Raw genomic sequence first — 18,111 nt, forward strand, 5'->3', positions numbered from 1 at the left:
CACTAACCTTCTATAACTTGCTCTAATTGTTGCAATGTTTGCTCATAATCACCACGCTCATCCGTTGACTGACATAAAAAATCTCGGATTAAAGGCCAGCGAGCCAACGCTTCATCAGACTCTAAATCTTGCCCTTTTTGATACTCGCCTACACGAACCAGTAACTCGATCTCGCGATAGAGGCTGATCAAATATCGTAGTTTCCCAGCTAATAATTGGTGCCGCTTAGTCGTCACCATATTCATGACTCGGCTAACACTAGACATCACATCAATAGCGGGATAATGGTGACGATCGGCAAGTTTACGAGATAAAATAATGTGGCCATCGAGCAAGGAACGTACTTCATCCGCAACAGGTTCATTCATGTTATCGCCTTCAACCAGTACGGTGTAAATTGCTGTAATACTTCCCACTTTTGCTGGCCCTGCTCGCTCCAATAAACGGGGTAATTGAGCAAATAAACTAGGGGGAAAGCCACCAGATACTGCCGGTTCACCCGCAGCTAATCCTACCTCACGAACTGCCCTTGCATATCGCGTCAATGAGTCCACCATCAATAAAACATTTAGTCCTTTGTCACGAAAGTATTCGGCAATGGTTGTCGCTGTCCAACTCGCTTTAAGGCGCTCAAGAACTGGGCGTTCTGAAGTGGAAACAACAATGACACTTTTGGCTTTCGCTTCTGGGGATAACACCAATTCAGTAAACTCCCTGACTTCCCTTCCTCGTTCACCAACCAGTGCTAAAACAATCACATCCGCTTGGCTACCATCACATAACATACCAAGTAATGTACTCTTTCCTCCCCCCGCAGAAGCAAAAATACCAATGCGTTGGCCAATACCACAAGTCAGTACACTGTCGATAGCTTTAACCCCTAGAGGCATAGGAGCATCAATTAATGCCCGAGACATCGGATCTGGCGCGGGAGCATATAAGGAACGGTATTCATCGACAAAGGGAATTTCTTTTTGGTTTGGAAAGGGTCTCCCTAAACCATCCACAACCATCCCTAGCAATCCATTGCTCAGGGGAATTTTATATTCGCTATTACTCGAACAGATCCACTGCCCCGCTTTTAAACCATGAGCTGAGGTAAAAGGAGATAATGAAACGAGTTCATCGTGGATCGAGATAACCTCAGCGGGGATATTATCGGGCTGAATGTAACAAATTTCCCCCAAACTTACCCAAGGCATGACGGCTTTTAATAATGTTTCATTAATTTCAGTAATGCGACCAAAGCGTTGCTGTTTCGGAGTAAGTTTCCAAATAGGCAAAACCAGTTGGTCATCTAATATTGGGGGGGGAATTATCGGTAACATCATTTACAGGCTCCCTTCCGCTAAATCAATATTCCCCAGTACATTAAATTTCACTGAAGAGCCGATTTCTTGAAAAGAAACAACATTAATATCGATTAAATCCATCTCAATGATTTTGCGTAAATGGAGCCGAATATCAATTGATGTGATCAATAGCCCCTCCTGTATCCCATTTAGTGCATCATTAATCACTGAAATTATTTTTTGCGTATCTTCAATATCCAGTATTGAATAAGTACCAGTGGCTGTTTGGCGAATAGAGTTACGGATCATCTCCTCCATCACGTCACCGATAATCCAAATATCTAAGGCCTCTGCCCCCTTTAAATAACGGCCGATTATATGCCGCCTTAACCCAGTTCTAACGTATTCAGTTAGTATGATGCTGTCTTTTTCTTTTGTTGCCCAGAAAATAAGCGTTTCAAAAATGGTACGTAGATCTCTAATTGATATGTCTTCTTGAACTAAACGCTGTAAAATACTTGCGACATCACTCAGTGGTAATTTTCTTTGCACTTCTTTAATCAGTTCATCATAATCTTGTTCCATAGCATCCATTAATAGTTTAGTTTCTTGGACGCCTAAAAATTCTTTAGCGTAATAACGAATAACTTTTTCTAAACAATAGATAATCCGAGCATCACCACTGATGGCACTACTTTCTTCTTTGACGTCATGTTTAGCATATTGATACAGCACTCGCCCTGGATATAACGTGATTTTGTTTCCTGTTAATCCTGTTTGCTCCACATTAAACAAGAGGTCATCAGGCTCTAAGTTAAAATGCACAATTTTTTCTTGATATAAATAAATTTCAACGACTGATTCTAGATTATTTTCAGTAAATTCAATCGCTGGAATAATCACACCAAGCTGGTTAAATATATTCCAACGCAAAACTAAGAGTGCTTTTTCAAGTTCATAACTGCGTAAATTTTTAGAAATTGATAAGGTCAATGGAATAGAACCAGGCTTAAATTCTGTTAATAGGCTATTTTCAGCATTGAAAGGGCTTTCTTGTTTTGTCCCTTTTTTCTTTTTAATAAAGGGCTTACCCGCTAAAAACCACCCAGCGCCACCAATAAATAATGATAATGTTAAAAATACTACCGATGGAAATCCGGGTAAAATAGAAAACAATAACAACATACCGCTAGCCAAAAATAATGGCTGGGGCTGATGTGCCATTTGCTCTATCATTTCATTTGCTAAATTTTGCTGTTTTTGTCCTGGTACTCGGGTCACGATAATCCCCGCCGTAATGGAAATTAATAGCGCAGGGATTTGAGAAATAAGGCCATCACCTATGGATAATATAGAATATGTTTGAATTGCTTCAGAAGCGGACATTCCATGTACCAGCATACCGACGGCCACTCCGCCAAAGATATTAACTGCAACGATAATCATGCTAGCAATCGCATCACCTTTGACAAACTTCATCGCACCATCCATGGCACCATACAGTTGGCTCTCTTTTTGAACCAGTAAGCGTAACCACTTGGCCTCAACAGCATCGATGGTGCCAGCTCGCATATCACCATCGATGCTTATTTGCTTACCTGGCATACCATCTAAGGAGAAACGTGCACCAACTTCAGCCACTCGCTCTGAGCCTTTGGTAATAACAATAAATTGAACAATAGTGATAATTAAAAAGATGATCAAACCAATAATAATGTTTCCACCCACAACATAATCACCAAAAGCATAAATAATTTCCCCCGCATCATGCTGTAATAAAATTAAACGCGTAGTACTAATACTGAGGGACAACCTAAATAAAGTGGTAATTAATAAAACCGCTGGAAAGGCTGAAAATTCCAACGGCTCATTGACATATATCGCGATCATTAATAAAAGTAATGATACTGTAAAATTGATTGCAATTAAGATATCAATAAGCAACGTCGGAAGAGGCAAGATAATCATAAATACGGTCAGTATTAAAACTATCGCCAGAATAATATCTTGCCTTCCAGATAAGATTTGCAACCAACGATTTAATCTATCCATTATTTCTATTTTTTTCCAATGGGGAAAGCAAGCGCAACATGATGCTATACACTAGATGTAGCGTTTCACTGCTTATATCCTCAGATAATGTCACATTAAGAGAAAGCGTTTTCTCTGTTCGATACGCCCTAAATAAATATCCTCTCGTCATTTCGGGGTCTAAACGCTGGTGAAGCAATAAAATATCTTCATCATCAAGATAAATCTCACGATTAATTTTCATTATTATTCTAGAACTGACTAACTCTAAAAATAAATAATGTTCAGGGAATATGAAGCTCATTTCATTAAGCATATTGACTTTACTAATGCCTAATCTTGAAAGAAAACTCTCTAAATTTCGTTGTGTCTGTAAGCCTATCCGTTCCATTTTTCGCCCTTATTTATTCTTCACTTTTAAGCGCTTTATACTGCACAAATGCTTCCATTATCTGATGATATTGATCGTCATCTTGAAAACAGGGGTCAGGAATATTTTTTAGTAATACTTGTATTTGCTTTATCCATACTCTCTGCTGATTATCATCTAGCTGCATAAACTCCATTCGAGACTCGATCCAGTCTGGGTAAATCCACGGCTGCTCAATTAAATGAAATATTTCAGCTAAAACATCATCTGCGGTAAGGCCAACAGTTGACGCGACAGCAGCACACAAATCTTCAAGACTAAAAAAAAGCAATAACCTTTTTAACTCATTAATCGCTGTGGCAATTCTGGCGATTTGATTAGCATTTTCTTTGCGCAAATCCAGCGCAAGTGCTCGGATTAATACCTTTAACCTCTGAGTTCTTTCTGGCCATTGCTGTACTTGTACAAACCAATCATTCAAGCTTTGTTCTTTTTGACTATCATTTTGCCTAATACGATGGTAAATATTTTTTAATGGAATAAGCTGGTTAGAATCAACATCGCCTAGATCTAACCAAGTAAACATATCAATACTGGCCCACTCATCTTCAAGCAACTCGAGTAACGATTTTTCTAGCCGTTTACGACGATTCCTTTCCAAATGAGGCTGATTGAGCAATGAAGCCAATAATGCAAGACATGCCCCATTGGAAAGCCCTTCTGCTACTAGCTCTGCTAATGGGTCACCCTTTTCACTACCGAGCATTGAGAACTGCGTTAACAATTTAACTAATGCAACACTCTTAACTTTAGGCGTAGAACCCGTCAATCTTTTGAGCAAACTACGACCACTAGTCTCTTTATCAGCTGAGCCTTTAGCTCGAACAAATTGACGAGCTCGATTTCCCATTACGAGGCTAATTGCCTCCATCGCCTCTTGCTGACCTTCAGAACGCACTTGTTGGATGTTGACCTGCATTGGTTGTTTTAGCATTTCCGGCTTAATCGGTATATCCGGCTGGCTGTCAGTGACTCTTAAAGAATAATTATTATTTAAATCATCAATCTGGCTCATACAATTGCTCCCAATGTAGTTGACTTAGTGCAATTTTTATTTCGTCTAGTTGATTCGGGATTTTTATTGAAATACCAACCAAGGTACTTTCTAGTCGTGCCTCACCTATATTTAGTGACTCGTCAATTTTTATTTCTAGGTTGAGAGCGCTTAACTCTGCGGTTATCTTAGTAAATAGCTCAGGCGATACGTTGAGAACTAAAGGCTCACTTTGCTTAAACTCTTTATATAACGCATGAATATCTTCAATAAGAAGTGATTCCCAAGCGATATTTTGACTAATTACCCCTAGACGCTGAGAAAGTTGTTTTGCAATAACCTTAGTTAATTGCTCGTATACTTGTTTTTCCCACCCTTGCTGAGAAACAAACCATGTTAGACCTGCTTTCGCCCCTTCTTGTTTAGCATGACTAAAATATTCTTTCGATTTTTGCTCAATCTCATCATTTTTTTTAATTAATTGATTTAGATGATGTTGCTTTTGCTGGTAATTCAAACGTCGAACTCGACACAAGTATTGTGCCGCTTTTTTCCTAGCTTCATAAATTATCTGGCTGGCCTGATGAAGTTCAGTTAACTGCTCATCTGTTATAATAGATAAATGAGCACCATCTTGTTTGAGTGAAACAACATTTAATAATTGGGTTATTTTCATAAGAAACGTTCTAGTCGCATAAATAGAGGAATAATCCGTTCTTCTGTTTTAGTTTGTTCAAATTTATAATAAGGTTGTGTGTAGCATAGCCCCCACCATACTGGGTCACCTGATAATTCATTATTCAGTGCATTCATCGCAAGCTGAGAAATTCGGTGAATTAAATTCTCAGGTTCAATTTCTAAAGGTTGGTTACCGCCTCGCCACAGACTCTGTAATTGCCTTAACTGTTTATTGGTAAAATAATCACTTAAAACGTCGCGATACGGCCGACATAAAAGGTACTCTGGGCAGTGACTCAATAAAATCCCCATAGCCAACAGTAATTGATTTAACCGAGGAAATGCAGCCAACAGCGCCATTTGCACGGGGTTGAGCACCTCAACTAAAAGGGATGTCCCCCAGTCTCCTTGTTCTCTACGTAAACAAATCAATTTATTTAATTGATGTTGAGATGGCACTGACATATCAACGTAATAATCGTACCATTCAGCCAATTTTAATTTCTTCCACCAATCAATATGCATTAAACTACCGGGCTGCCAAATAAGCTGGGTATACAATAAATTTAAACTCATAATATTTCATTTATTTTTCATGCTTTCGTTTTAACTGCATGAAAAATAATTCCTAAAATACAGATAAACCAAGACAGCCATATTGCCCAAGTTGGAATTTTTGATAAAATATTGATAACCTTTTTTGTTACATCATCAATGTTAATATTGGTAAAATCAATATTATCAAAATTAAAATTACTCATTGTGCTTGAGCTATTAATAGATTGTGGTTTAATAAGTTCATGATCGGTTACCAATTCTGATGTAGCTACTGGTTTTTCACTCTTATTAACTGTCAATTCATCTTTAGCATCGCTGTTTTTGTTGTCTTTTTTTGTCTCATCATGTTGCAATTGAGTGGCAGCTGCTTCAGGCGCTGCCTTATTGATATTTTTACTTTCCTCATCAATAAGCTCCAATTTTTGGCCACTAAATGCTGAATCAAGCTCAAATGTCTCTGAATTTGAATAATCAAACTGGTAATTTACCATTTGGCTGACCAATGAAATATTTTCTAATTTAATTCCCGGAAGAGCATTCTTTATCAAATTTTTTATTTTAATATTAAATGCCCTTAAATTAATCTCAGGTGAGTGCTTAATTAACACAGAAACAGATGGTTCGGTTAATTTTCGCTGTCGACTATCATTTTCCACATCAACGATCATAACATTAACGCTAATAACACCTTCAACATTACTGAGCATTCGCTCTAGATTTTGCTCACGCAAAAAACGTAATTTAGCCTGTTCTTGTACTGGAGAAGTGATCAACTGCCCCGTAGGAAATAACTCATCAATTGAACGATATTGTTTTTTCGGATAGCCATTTTGCCGTAATATTTCTACCGCTTTAACAAAATCATTTTCGTCAACCTCCAGTGTGAAACTATTAGATTTATTTTCATTTTTAGACGAGTGAATTTTATTGTAAGCTAATACAGCTTGCATTTGGTTAGCATCAACTTCGGATAAATTACTGTAAAGGTCTACCTTACATCCCGTTAATAATATAACCCAAAAAAGAACCAATAATCGATAATTCATAATTTACTACTGCATAGAAACAAGTTTATTAATTGCCACAGAAAATAACCCTGCAACTTTAGCAACGGTATCTACCTTTAGCATGCTATTAGTAATATCAGCTTGGAACTCTACGGCTTTCTCTGGTGAAACCTCTTTGATAAATGCATTTTTCTGTATGCCATGAACTAATGACATATGGGATTTCTGAAGTTTATCTATCGCTTGGTGTTCGGGGTTAGAAAAGCTCTCTGACATTAAATGCTTAGCGAAATCCTGAATATCTGAAGGTTCAGCAATTGCATTACTTTTTTCTGATAAAAATACGTTATGAATCGCATGACTTGCTTCAATCGCTGAAACTGGCATTCTGAATCCTTAGTAATTAAAAATTACATTCTTTCTACATTGAATATAAATTGGGGTTATTTTTAGACTAGTACCCTGACGTCAGCTATCACTTGTCAAGCAATAAATTTAAAACGGTATTGCATTCTAACAGCAACTCTTTATCTACAATAATTATCGGCAATACATTTGAAACTGCAGAAACTTGTAGTTTTAAATTATGATTAGCAGCAGCAAATACACACAGGGTAATTAGTCTCCTCATTGATTTAGTTAAACTATATTGGCTATTCATCATTAGTTTATTTTGCTAATAATTCCACTGATCATATCGCGGACAGTTTTAATTAATGCACTTTGATAATTCACTAGTGACGCATATTTTTGTATTGCAAACTGGGCTTGCAACATCGCTTCTGGATCATTAATTTCTGTTTCTGTGATTTTATTCTCTAAACTTTTAGAGTAATTTGATGTCTGCTGAGACAGCTGTGTTAATACAGTATCGATACTCATTATATTTCCTATTAATTAAAAACTCATAGCTATGCAGAATGATTGGACCAGTTAAAAACCAGTCCAATCTCATATTAAGAATATTTCACCCAAGTTTCATTGAATATTATTTTCTCTTTTCCTCCATTGGCTATCAATAGCGCTTTCATTTTCTCTCTTGATTTTCGCTCATGACTATTACCATAATTCCCGATAATACCACAAACCTCAGTAATGCCGTTTATATCGGCAATAATTGTTTTCCACAGGTTAATTAAAGCAGAAACAAAACTTTCTAATCCCACTTGATGTTTATTACTTTCAATATTACAAATAAAAAGGGTTTCACCATCTATTTTTAAGACCATTTTAAATAGAGAGCTTGATACTTCCCAGCCTAATTCATAACCTGTGTTTTGAAAATAAGATTTTTTTACCTGATAGCCCCTTTTTTCTAAAAAATTGAAAAGCAATTTTTCACTTTGCGTCATGATTACTTCCAGTTTGTCGCATTTATCATTGCGCCATAAATATCAACTAAACTGCGAGTCACATCGGTCAGCTTCTGTGAATAAGCTCGCATATTATTGCTGTCGACTTCTTGCTGTTTTGAATAGATCTCATGGTTATCTTTTAAGTATTCCGCTGAAATAGTTTCCCCTGTCGCCTCTTTAGTTAGAATGCTACTTCCTAATTGCCCTGCGCTATTGGCAATACTTGGGCCGACTTGTATGCCTGCCATTCTAAAAGCTTCAGAAGATGATTGAAAATTGTGTGGATTAAGTTTATTTAAGCTACGGTCAATTTTATCTAAACTGTTCTTTTTTTGCTTTGTCCAAGAATGTAATGTTTTCTGATCAGTTATCTTACTCTCAGCAATTCTCTCGGAAAATTCTTTTAATTTATCATGTGCAGCAGACACCTTTTCACTATCTTTCAGTTTTCCATCTTTAATACCGAGGATACCTGGTTTAAAGTTCATTTGTTGCTCCTGCGGCATACAGCTATAGCTTTTTTCCCATGCTTTATCTAATTCAGCTAACTGTTCATTTTTGGGTTTTAAACTCGGTTTCACAAAATTATCTATTTTTGGTTGCATTTTGGCTAATTGCTTATCACTCATCATGCCATCAGGCTTACGTTTTGCGATACCTGGTAGTTTTTCTGCACCAAAAGTTGCCCCTATCGACAACAGCCCTCCTGCGCCACCCACCACTGCAGAAAAAATCCCTGCATTTTGGTTTTTATTTGCTGCTTCCTGTTTTTTTTCTACTGACGATTTTATGATATTAAAACTATTAATAGACTGTTTCACAGTTTGATCTTGCAATGTATTCCTTAGTTTTTGAAACAGTTCTTGCATTAATAATATTAACCCATTAAGGTCAAAATCTTTTTCTGTATTCATTGAGGATTTTTGTTTTACATTCACAGTAGGGCTAGTCTCAGGGGAGATATATGGCTTACTGGTTGCACTCGTAACATTACTAACACTCATCGTAAGTATCCTTATTATTGAGCCATCGAGTTGGCTAATTGACTTTGTAATTTTGTCGATTCACTGACCATGGAAGAGAAAATATCGGTTAACAAGCCTGTTCTAGAAATAATGCCTTCTAGGTTCGCTAATATGTCTTTTTGAGCCGTTTTCAGCCAGTCGACTTGCATATCAGAATAATCTAGGCTAATACCCAAGTCGGCAATTTCTTTGGTTAATATTGTTTGAATTGAGCCTAATACTAATTGATTAGCGGACTCCGTAATACCAATCGCAGCGCTTATTCCGCTCGAGACTTTGGTACCTAATTTAATTAGTTGTTCCGTTTTACTTGCCACATTAGCACTTAATTTACTCATTATTGTTGGTATTTTTGTAACAAGCGATGCTCCTCCAGCAAATAACATAGCGATGCTAGATAAAATACTCGTTGCCATTCCTACATATTTTAACGCTGTTGGGGCTTTATCCCCTAAAAGCTCTGTTGTCACCGAAAAAATAATATTAACTAATGTTGTAATAATTAGAGCTGCAATAAATGGTGCTATCGCTGGCATAAATAATGCCGTTAATACCGCCATCTGTAATTCCATATACACTGAAGCGATCATTTCGGTATGTTTTTCTATCCATTCACCAATTCCTTTGAAAGCAGGTATTACTTTTAACAGTTCAACAACCGGTTTCAGAATATATTGGAATAATTTAACAATCGGCATAAAGATTTTAGAAAATATGCCCATTTTTTTCGCAGCTTTCTCTTGCTTAGCTGCTTTCTCCATTTGTTTTTTTACATCAATGATTTTTTTATCATTAATTTTAATTTGAGCTTCTGCATTAGACTTAATACTTGTTATTGTCGAGTCAGCTGTATTACTAAATGTTTTTAGGCCTAAAATGTTTGCTCGTAATAATAAATCATCTAGTGGCTCATTAATTATCTGAGTCATCGTAACTTTATTATCTTGTAAAATATTTCTAGATGCCTGTTCAGCACGATTATCACTTACCCGAACTGTATTTTGAGGTCTAATATACGATAAGCCAAGATCATGATGAGAAGTTTTATTATTTTTCTTCTCAATCTGTAAATTATTATTAACTTTACCAGTACTCGCACCTAAAGATTGATAGTCATTTTTCATTGTTGCGATAGATAATGATGTTCGGTTTTTAATCATTATCGTATCTTCATCGTCAGTATCCTCTTGCTGATGAAAATGTTGTTGGCCGTTTTGACCTTGTTGTTGCTGGCGCTCACCTTTATTCCAAGAGAAAACTATCTCTTCTTCTATATTTTTGTCTGATGATTCTAATTTAGATTCAGACTTAGTGTTAGCACGTTGCTCTTTATGTTTAACCTCCTTATCAGTCGTTAATGTTTTTCCTTTTTCTACGGGTTCCCCAAGAGAAGCTTTTTTTAGAGCCTCTCTTAGTTCAGGGTGCTGGTCCAATAACTGTTTAGTTAAGTTTTTTATTTCACTATTATTCGCATTTTGCTGTAAAGAAAAAATCTTCATTAGCTGCTGTAGCCCATTATTATTTGATGGTGCTTTATTCTGTAATAATTGCTGGACAGCTTGTCGCAACTCTCGAGTCTGTTGATTTCCAGATAACGAACGATAGAAATCGGATAATGCATCACGCGTATTACTTGTTAAAATACGAGATTGAGAGATATTTTTCATTTGAAAGTGGTTGGCGACATCCTCCAAAATACGAAAAACTTGGCTCTCTCGGGGGTTAAATTCTTGCACTAAAGGGGCTAATTTCTGCGTAATCTGCTGGCTCATTTGTTGAGCAACTTGTGGTGCAATTCGCTCGCTAAATTGTTGCCCCGCTGCTTGCGCTGTACTTGGGGTTAATTGCTGCATAAATTGCAGTACGGTATTGGCTAATGTCGCACTATTTCCACCTTTTTGAATGGTACCAGCAAGAAATTGCATCACTTGCGCACTGGTTACCATCCTCTGCCCATTAAGTTGATTATTATTTAATTGAGCTTGACTTGTGACTGAATTATTAACACTCATCTTCATTCTCTTTGGTTAACTTATCTTGGCAATAGGCTAATTGCTCTGTTGCATCTATGGTTAATTTTTCCCACTCAGGTTTACCATTGGCGAGTAATAAAGCACTTTCATATAATTCAATTGCACCTTGCCAAAACGTTAATGCAATTGAACTGTAAGCCATCAACCAAGAGGGGATAGGGTTAGTTATTAAAATTCGAGCCGCTTGAGATAAATAAATACACGCATCGTAGTGTGCATTCATTTTTTGGCAAACAATCCCTAATGTGATTAAATAATCACTATTCCAGTGGTTACTTCTTACTAACAGTTGCAAGATATTTCTTGCTTCTTTTATTTTATTATTTTCGAGAAGTTGACAAGAATAATGCCATAAATCATCCATATCTTTTTGGGATATCCCTTCAAGCATATGCATCGCACCACCTGAAGAGAAAAAATCAAATAGAGACTCTACATTCGCCTTTTCATCTCCACTTTTCATTACCTTATTCCTTGGGCAATCATTTTATTTATGTCAGCTAGCATTGTCTGCATACTATTAATTAAGGAGACACAAACATTATAAGTTTGCATCATTTTTTGTAATTGAAGCTGAGAAGTTGAAATAAAATCAGAAGACTTATTTGCAACATTATCAAGTGCGCCTTTAATAGCGGTTAATTCGCCTTGTTTATATCTTTTAGGGTTACTTTTATCTGTAAAACTCCATTTACCGTCTTCGTCATAACCACAGACACCACTAATCTCGAGTTTATTTTCCTCGATATATTTTTCGACCTCTGCAGGCAAAACCCCCGTTGCTTTTGAATTTCCTTTTGCTGCTACATCCGCTAAAACACCATCTATTGTTGAAGCATGTTTTTGTGCATCCCGAGCGATAGCTGAATTAATTTCCATATCAGCAAATTTTCCATTGGCTTGCTCTGACAGCACTTCCATAAACAGAAAAAGAACTGATAATCCACTGGAAAATATGCTATTACCACTGTACAACTCTAGACCTAATGAATTGCGACTTTTGATAGTATTTTCATAGGTGGTCGTCGGTGTTTTCGCCTGTGTGCTTCTTGCTGACTTCAATGCTGACGGCTCTATTCTTTCATCATTCTCCGGTTTTTGCTGTTTCTGTTGTTTTTGTTGTTTTTGCTGTTGTTGTTGCTGTTGTTGCTGCTGTTGTTGTTGCTGCTGCTGTTGCTGTTGCTGTTGCTGTTGCTGTTGTTGCTGCCCTTGGATGAAATAGGGGTCAGTCGATTTTATTGTCTCTGACTCGGTCATTTTTTGATTGATCCGTAATACAAACTCGGTCATATCTCTAGCTAGTTGGCTATCGATACCCGAAGATTGTGTGTTATTGCTCTCTTTCATCATTTGCTGCAAATACATTTTAAGATCTTTATCAATCGGTTGAGGCGTTAATGACGTTGTTTCATTTCTTAGTAGTGTTATTAACTGATTTAATTTATCCTTGAGTGCAACTGGTTCTACATTTTTAATAACCTGCTTTAAAAATAAAATACTTTGATTAATCAGAAATTTATTTTCTGGATTCTGCGATATATTATTTAATTTACCCAACAATAAATTACCAATCTGTTTGATAGTAACTGGCTCAGCTTCTTTTTTTATCCCTAGTAATATAAATAGCTTAGATAGACCTATCTCTAGGTCACTACCATCATTACCCTTATTTATTAGCTCAGTTAATTGTTTTTGTATAGAGAGTGGCAATTTTTCGCCAGAATCCAACAAATTAATTAACTTATTCAGCTGCACATTATTTGCGAGTGACCCGCTACCTAGCACTAATTGTTTCAGCTTTCCAATGAGTTCCAGCGGCATCAGAAATTGGTTATTCATACCATGATTTACCATACTCGTTGGTATTTTTATTTCATGTTCAGACATTATTATTACTCATCTTAAATAAAATCGTTTTTTATAAGATAACGAACTAATATTTTCTATTTTATTTTCAGGGCTTGAAACCTATTGAATCACTTATTTTTTGTTTATTGCTCACTCAAAAGGCTAATATTCGCATTCAATTGCTTTAACTCACGCTCCGCTTTAGCGCATAATGCAATAAAATTCGCATCATTATTTAATGCTTGAATATTCGCTAATTTTTTAGCAGCCTCTGGAGTATTATCTGCTTGAGAAGATAACATCTCCAGCATAGCTTTCAGCTCCAGAAACGCTTTATAGTGCTTTGAAAACTCAGCAGTGTCGCGTTCTAAACTATTTTTAAATTCTTCGTAAATATAATTATTTTTCATTTAACTCTTCCTCATCAAGCGCTTGGTTGTGATAACGTCGATACAAAACTAATATTGTCTCCTCCGCCGCAAGACAAGCTGATAAAATTTGATTATGGTATGTCCATTGTTCTGGTGTCGAAGGTTGTAAGCATAATTTTTCTAGTTTTTCTTGCCGACGCCTCAATAGTTTAACGAGTTTTAATGCATGTCGTTTCGCATCTGGCCGCCTCAAGACACGCTCTAATAAGGTTACTGAAGGCATATTTCTCCCTATAGTGCGATATGCAATAATTGCCCTTCTTTATAAACATCAATGCCGTTAAGCGGATCAATATTTACTATTTCAAAATCATTATTTAATCTTGAGCCAACTTGTAGTCGCCGTCCATCTAATAGGATCACGTATGAGTTGCGTTTGTTGCCGCCAATACTGGTTATCGGTTGAGGGAATATTCCATCCCTAGAAAAATTCGAGATCGATATATTTTGAAATATGATATCTTTTTCATTCGATTCAAATATAGCCTCTAATTCTTCTTTTATACTATTTTGCTGTTTTGGCGTTAACAGACCACTAACCACCCATTTATCCTCTTGTTTATAAATAGTAATTTTCCCTAGCAATCCAAGTTTACGAAGCGCATTGATCACTTCTAACCTATCCATTTTTTTATTTTCTACTGACCAGCGGGTTAACTCTGAATATTCCATTAATTGCCTAACAACTCTTTCCCAGTGTTTGTCAGCTTTAATATTTCCTCGAATAATAACCTCACCAATTTTCTCGCCATCGCTGACCTTAATTTGTTGATACCCTTCTTGTATCAGTAAGTCTTCGATGTTTTCTCGTAATTTATCTTGGCATTGAGTTTCTAGAGACCAATAAATCCCTTCACCTTTTAAATACATTAACAATCTTTCTAAATCTTCTTGTTTTCTGCATTTTCCAGAGATCCGTAATATTTTTTCTTTACTCCAGCCAAACTCCAACGATGATAAAGAAATATTACTTTGCCCTTTTTTCAACCTATTAATGATTTCGAATGGAGATAGATTTTTATTTTCTGCCCCACTAAAAATGTCGATTCTAATAATGCCAACAATCACTAGTGCTACTGATATCACCGAAAAAATTGTAATTATATTTTTCTTCAGCTTAGATAATCGACGACGTGCTCTAATCTGTTTTTCACTGATGTTATTTATATCAAAGTGACTTTCATCAGTAAGCAGAATAAAAGCAAAACCTGCTAAATTAATTACTTTATCTAACGGGAGCTGTTTTTCATTATATGGCCAACCATCTACCCAACAATTAGCATCACTTAATATCACTACATGGCTTTCATTAACATCAAGTTCAATTGTCTGTGTGCCATTGTCAAAAACGGCCTGAATATCAACATCACCTTTTCCTAATGTCACTTTTCCTTCTGGCAGATCTAAACCATATCCTTTCATTGGACCATTTAAAAATTTCAAGTGTAAAGTCACTGAACTACTCACTTTTATTCTAGCGTTATCGGCTGGGCTTTAATTAAAAATAAGCGAACAACACTATGCATTTCACTATAAGAAGTTTTAAATAACCCACCAAGTAAAGGAATATCCTGCAGTAAAGGGATTCCTCTTTGTGCAGCCACTTCTTTATCTTGAACAAACCCACCAAGTAATAAACTCTGTTCAGGTTTCAGTGTTGCCTGAGTAGTTATTTCTGAATTTTGTACCTGTGGAAGCGGATTAGTTTGGTTTGCAGTCGATAGCTGCTGCCCATCCTGAATGTTCAACTTCAGCATAATTTCTTGTATCTTACCCTTACCTTCGCTCTGATTATCCTCAATGATCCTAGGAGTCACCCTCATCAATGTTCCCGACGAAATTGATTCTAGTTTGGCCACCTCTTTACCTTCTAATTTGGTATAAAATGTAACGTTTTTATCTAAAATGGCTTGCACGTTATTTAAGGTTACAATCGATGGCTGTGATAACACCCGCGCTTCTGAATTTTGCTGTAACGCACTAACTCTTGCCATAAAATCGGCTGAGTTACTAATAATCGTACTAATGTAATTCCCTGGAATACCTGTATTAAAGCTTATATCAGAACCACCAGCGCTTAATTTTCCAGACCAATCCACACCCAACTGCTGTAATTTGCCAACATCCACATCAATGATCGTTACTGTTATTTCTATCTGTGGTTGTCTTTTATCCAATTTTTTAATTAACTGTTGGTAAATAGGAATATCAATCTCCCTAGCCCTGACAATGATAGAATTTTGGTTTGGATCTGCTGAAAATTGAGTATTCGAGATATCCCCAACCAGTTCACTTTTACCATCACCAATCGGTAAGGCTCCACCACTTTTCATTTGATTAAGCACAGAGACAATACCTGGAACAACCACTTTTTGCTGCCTGTATTCGTAGGTCGAATCTATCGCAGATGCGTATTGTAACGGGAAAATCTGGATGACTTCTGTGTTTGTCGCGCGAATTCTCGCCTTGCCATCCACCTCACTAACCAAATTGGCTATTCGATTAACACATGCGGGAACCCCCTGCACTTCAAACGCCTGAAAGTCGCCAACTTGGCGAAATACACAACTTTTATTAGCTAAAGCGCCACGACTAAGCAAATAGTTATACACCGCTTCTGGCTGTAAATACTGCGTTGTTAGTACCTCTAAAAATATTTCCTTCGCTTTATATATATAGAGAACATCACCGTCATAATAGAAGACTAAATTAAACAAGCCAGATAAGCGCTGTAAAATTTTTTGTGGTGGTTCTCCAGTTATTTCGCCAATGAAAACATCATTTACCGCATCACTCACAATGACAGGTACATTAAAATTTGAACCAAAATCTCTTAACAATTGTTTTAATGGAATACCGTGTGTGCGTAAATACCATGCATCACCTTTCCAATTAGGTTGATTATTTGTATTGGGGCTAGCTACTGCTAAAAAATGAGATAGCAATAGTATTACTCCCCAAAATAAACGAATATTTTTCATTTTATGGACCAGTGTTTTTTTCTAATTTAATATTATTTTCCAGTACACTAGAAAAATAATTAGCTAAGGTTACCTGTGTATAAACATGCGTTTGTATATTTTCACTATTCTCTAGAACTATTTTTTGAACTAGCCACCAATGCTGGAAGTTAAATATCATCGAAAAATCAAAATTAAGTTTTCCAGAAGAAAAACAGTATTGCCAAAGCTCAACTTGTGCAATGTCATTACCATTATTTGGTAATGATAAATATAAAACTCCACTGTTATCTGTTTGATGTCTAAAATATCCTAACATGCCATCAATAACGAGCTCGTATCTACCGTTGACACAGTTTTCAATAAGTAATTCAGGTATACCCGATAATTTATCAAACATATTAGATACCAGTAGCAATGATTTTTATAATCGCACCAACTTTATTAAAAAAAGATAAAGGGCAATCTGATAACCAACTTAATAACTAATTAACTTATATAGAATTGTCGTCAGGTATATGCTGTCAAGTAGGTATTTATAATTGCATTAATGATAAATTTACTCACCTTTGAATTTTCATGCTAACCTATTGTTTTTTTTTAAATTTAATTTAATAACTATTATTTATATCCCCTCACTCGCCTGCACATCAAAAAAATCAATACAGTAAGCATAGTAAAATACCGCAAACCGTTGTAATTAACCTGATTATAAAAACGAACTAATCATGGCAGAACCCGTATATTTTTCCGTAAAAAAATATATTTATAGAACTTGATTACATGACAAAGTATCTCCGTAAATTTCTAAACATATCATTATATATCAATCAAATAGGTCGTATACTCAATAAGTCGCTCATAGGGTAAACTGTGCTTTTTTGTTGAGGTTCTGTATGGCTCTTGTTTCAGTGAAATGCCGCTTCTGCGAATTAACCGCTCCTGTTAAAAAACATGGTACCGGCAATGCTGGTCACCCTCGTTACCGCTGTCAAACTTACTACTGCACCTTCCAACTCAATTATATATACCGAGCGTGTCAGTCAGACCTCAATGAGGTAGCATAGTTAATATGGCTGTCGAAAGAGACCGGAAAATCACGCAAAAAAGCCGTTATCCGACATGTTTGGGAAGAGTCAAAGGAATGGTCAAATGCGTTAAGGCTGAGTAAATGGGGAAAAAAGTGTATGCAAGGCGAAAAGAGACGGTAGAAAGAAGCTTTGCCGATGCCAAACAACATCATGGTCATCGCTATACGCGGTTCCGTGGGTTAAATCAAGAGCAAATGCAGTGCTTATTAGCGGCGGTTGCACAAAACATGAAGAAAATGGCGCTACTGGCGTAATGCTTGTCAGTTAAGCCATTAAGATCGCCGTAACGGATATCGTTGCGGCTTTTTCTTTACTGCTCGAGGGTAATGCCTTTGTCGCCTACTCGGTAGCACAAAACTTCCAGCCATATCCAGTATT

At 36.5% G+C, this 18,111-nt stretch carries 19 protein-coding genes and 2 pseudogenes; 2 read left to right on the forward strand and 19 right to left on the reverse strand.

All coding sequences use genetic code 11. From position 1 onward, the window contains the following. Positions 1-2: 2 nt before the first annotated feature. From ACLPIE_RS12035 to ACLPIE_RS12125, 19 genes are all read right to left on the reverse strand, one after another. Positions 3-1,331: a FliI/YscN family ATPase gene (locus ACLPIE_RS12035; RefSeq protein ID WP_430261875.1), complete on the reverse strand. Its 1,329-nt coding sequence runs from the start codon at positions 1,329-1,331 to the stop codon at positions 3-5. After that, the gene (gene sctV / locus ACLPIE_RS12040; RefSeq protein ID WP_430261877.1) at positions 1,332-3,344 is read right to left on the reverse strand and encodes a type III secretion system export apparatus subunit SctV; all 2,013 of its coding nucleotides are present in this window, start codon (positions 3,342-3,344) and stop codon (positions 1,332-1,334) included. Then, positions 3,337-3,714 (reverse strand): hypothetical protein, encoded by a 378-nt coding sequence (locus ACLPIE_RS12045; RefSeq protein ID WP_430261879.1) that lies wholly within the window; start codon positions 3,712-3,714, stop codon positions 3,337-3,339. Before ACLPIE_RS12045 ends, sctV begins: the two co-directional genes overlap by 8 nt. A gap of 13 nt (positions 3,715-3,727) precedes the next feature. Further along, positions 3,728-4,768 (reverse strand): TyeA family type III secretion system gatekeeper subunit, encoded by a 1,041-nt coding sequence (locus ACLPIE_RS12050; protein WP_430261881.1) that lies wholly within the window; start codon positions 4,766-4,768, stop codon positions 3,728-3,730. Then, positions 4,755-5,423, reverse strand: a complete 669-nt coding sequence (locus ACLPIE_RS12055) for a hypothetical protein (protein ID WP_430261883.1) — start codon at positions 5,421-5,423, stop codon at positions 4,755-4,757. The genes ACLPIE_RS12050 and ACLPIE_RS12055 overlap by 14 nt, the downstream gene beginning before the upstream one ends. Next, positions 5,420-6,001, reverse strand: coding sequence for a type III secretion system domain-containing protein (locus ACLPIE_RS12060; protein WP_430261885.1), 582 nt, complete (start codon positions 5,999-6,001; stop codon positions 5,420-5,422). The genes ACLPIE_RS12055 and ACLPIE_RS12060 overlap by 4 nt, the downstream gene beginning before the upstream one ends. A gap of 17 nt (positions 6,002-6,018) precedes the next feature. After that, positions 6,019-7,029 carry a type III secretion system inner membrane ring lipoprotein SctJ gene (sctJ, locus tag ACLPIE_RS12065; RefSeq protein WP_430261887.1) on the reverse strand — a complete coding sequence of 337 codons (1,011 nt, stop codon included), beginning with the start codon at positions 7,027-7,029 and terminating at the stop codon, positions 6,019-6,021. A 6-nt stretch (positions 7,030-7,035) separates the two neighbouring features. Continuing rightward, the gene (sctI, locus tag ACLPIE_RS12070) at positions 7,036-7,377 is read right to left on the reverse strand and encodes a type III secretion system inner rod subunit SctI (protein ID WP_430261889.1); all 342 of its coding nucleotides are present in this window, start codon (positions 7,375-7,377) and stop codon (positions 7,036-7,038) included. 276 nt (positions 7,378-7,653) lie between these two features. Further along, positions 7,654-7,872, reverse strand: a complete 219-nt coding sequence (gene sctF, locus ACLPIE_RS12075; RefSeq protein WP_430261891.1) for a type III secretion system needle filament subunit SctF — start codon at positions 7,870-7,872, stop codon at positions 7,654-7,656. Positions 7,873-7,946: 74 nt separating this feature from the next. Beyond that, positions 7,947-8,342: a hypothetical protein gene (locus ACLPIE_RS12080; protein ID WP_430261893.1), complete on the reverse strand. Its 396-nt coding sequence runs from the start codon at positions 8,340-8,342 to the stop codon at positions 7,947-7,949. A 2-nt stretch (positions 8,343-8,344) separates the two neighbouring features. After that, positions 8,345-9,349 (reverse strand): hypothetical protein, encoded by a 1,005-nt coding sequence (locus ACLPIE_RS12085; protein WP_430261895.1) that lies wholly within the window; start codon positions 9,347-9,349, stop codon positions 8,345-8,347. 14 nt (positions 9,350-9,363) lie between these two features. Continuing rightward, positions 9,364-11,382 carry a hypothetical protein gene (locus ACLPIE_RS12090; RefSeq protein ID WP_430261897.1) on the reverse strand — a complete coding sequence of 673 codons (2,019 nt, stop codon included), beginning with the start codon at positions 11,380-11,382 and terminating at the stop codon, positions 9,364-9,366. After that, complete coding sequence (locus ACLPIE_RS12095; protein ID WP_430261899.1) at positions 11,372-11,866, reverse strand: hypothetical protein; 495 nt, start codon at positions 11,864-11,866, stop codon at positions 11,372-11,374. The genes ACLPIE_RS12090 and ACLPIE_RS12095 overlap by 11 nt, the downstream gene beginning before the upstream one ends. Next, positions 11,866-13,290, reverse strand: a complete 1,425-nt coding sequence (locus tag ACLPIE_RS12100; RefSeq protein ID WP_430261901.1) for a hypothetical protein — start codon at positions 13,288-13,290, stop codon at positions 11,866-11,868. Before ACLPIE_RS12100 ends, ACLPIE_RS12095 begins: the two co-directional genes overlap by 1 nt. A gap of 104 nt (positions 13,291-13,394) precedes the next feature. Then, on the reverse strand, positions 13,395-13,661 hold the full coding sequence (locus ACLPIE_RS12105) for a hypothetical protein (protein WP_430261903.1): 267 nt from the start codon (positions 13,659-13,661) through the stop codon (positions 13,395-13,397). Then, a complete protein-coding gene (locus tag ACLPIE_RS12110; protein ID WP_430261905.1) occupies positions 13,651-13,905 on the reverse strand; it encodes an EscE/YscE/SsaE family type III secretion system needle protein co-chaperone in 255 nt (84 codons plus the stop codon). The genes ACLPIE_RS12105 and ACLPIE_RS12110 overlap by 11 nt, the downstream gene beginning before the upstream one ends. Positions 13,906-13,913: 8 nt before the next feature. Beyond that, complete coding sequence (gene sctD / locus ACLPIE_RS12115; RefSeq protein WP_430261907.1) at positions 13,914-15,137, reverse strand: type III secretion system inner membrane ring subunit SctD; 1,224 nt, start codon at positions 15,135-15,137, stop codon at positions 13,914-13,916. A gap of 14 nt (positions 15,138-15,151) precedes the next feature. Continuing rightward, on the reverse strand, positions 15,152-16,663 hold the full coding sequence (locus tag ACLPIE_RS12120) for an EscC/YscC/HrcC family type III secretion system outer membrane ring protein (RefSeq protein ID WP_430261909.1): 1,512 nt from the start codon (positions 16,661-16,663) through the stop codon (positions 15,152-15,154). Position 16,664: 1 nt separating this feature from the next. Next, positions 16,665-17,042, reverse strand: coding sequence for a hypothetical protein (locus ACLPIE_RS12125; RefSeq protein ID WP_430261911.1), 378 nt, complete (start codon positions 17,040-17,042; stop codon positions 16,665-16,667). Positions 17,043-17,538: 496 nt separating this feature from the next. Here ACLPIE_RS12125 and ACLPIE_RS12130 point away from each other — a divergent pair. Next, positions 17,539-17,700 (forward strand): annotated as a pseudogene (locus ACLPIE_RS12130) (IS1 family transposase); the annotation flags it as partial. A gap of 48 nt (positions 17,701-17,748) precedes the next feature. Further along, positions 17,749-17,987, forward strand: a pseudogene (locus ACLPIE_RS12135) (transposase); the annotation flags it as partial. Between the last annotated feature and the right edge of the window lie 124 nt (positions 17,988-18,111).

The sequence above is a fragment of the Providencia sp. Me31A genome, from assembly GCF_050487165.1.
Classification (GTDB): Bacteria; Pseudomonadota; Gammaproteobacteria; order Enterobacterales; family Enterobacteriaceae; genus Providencia.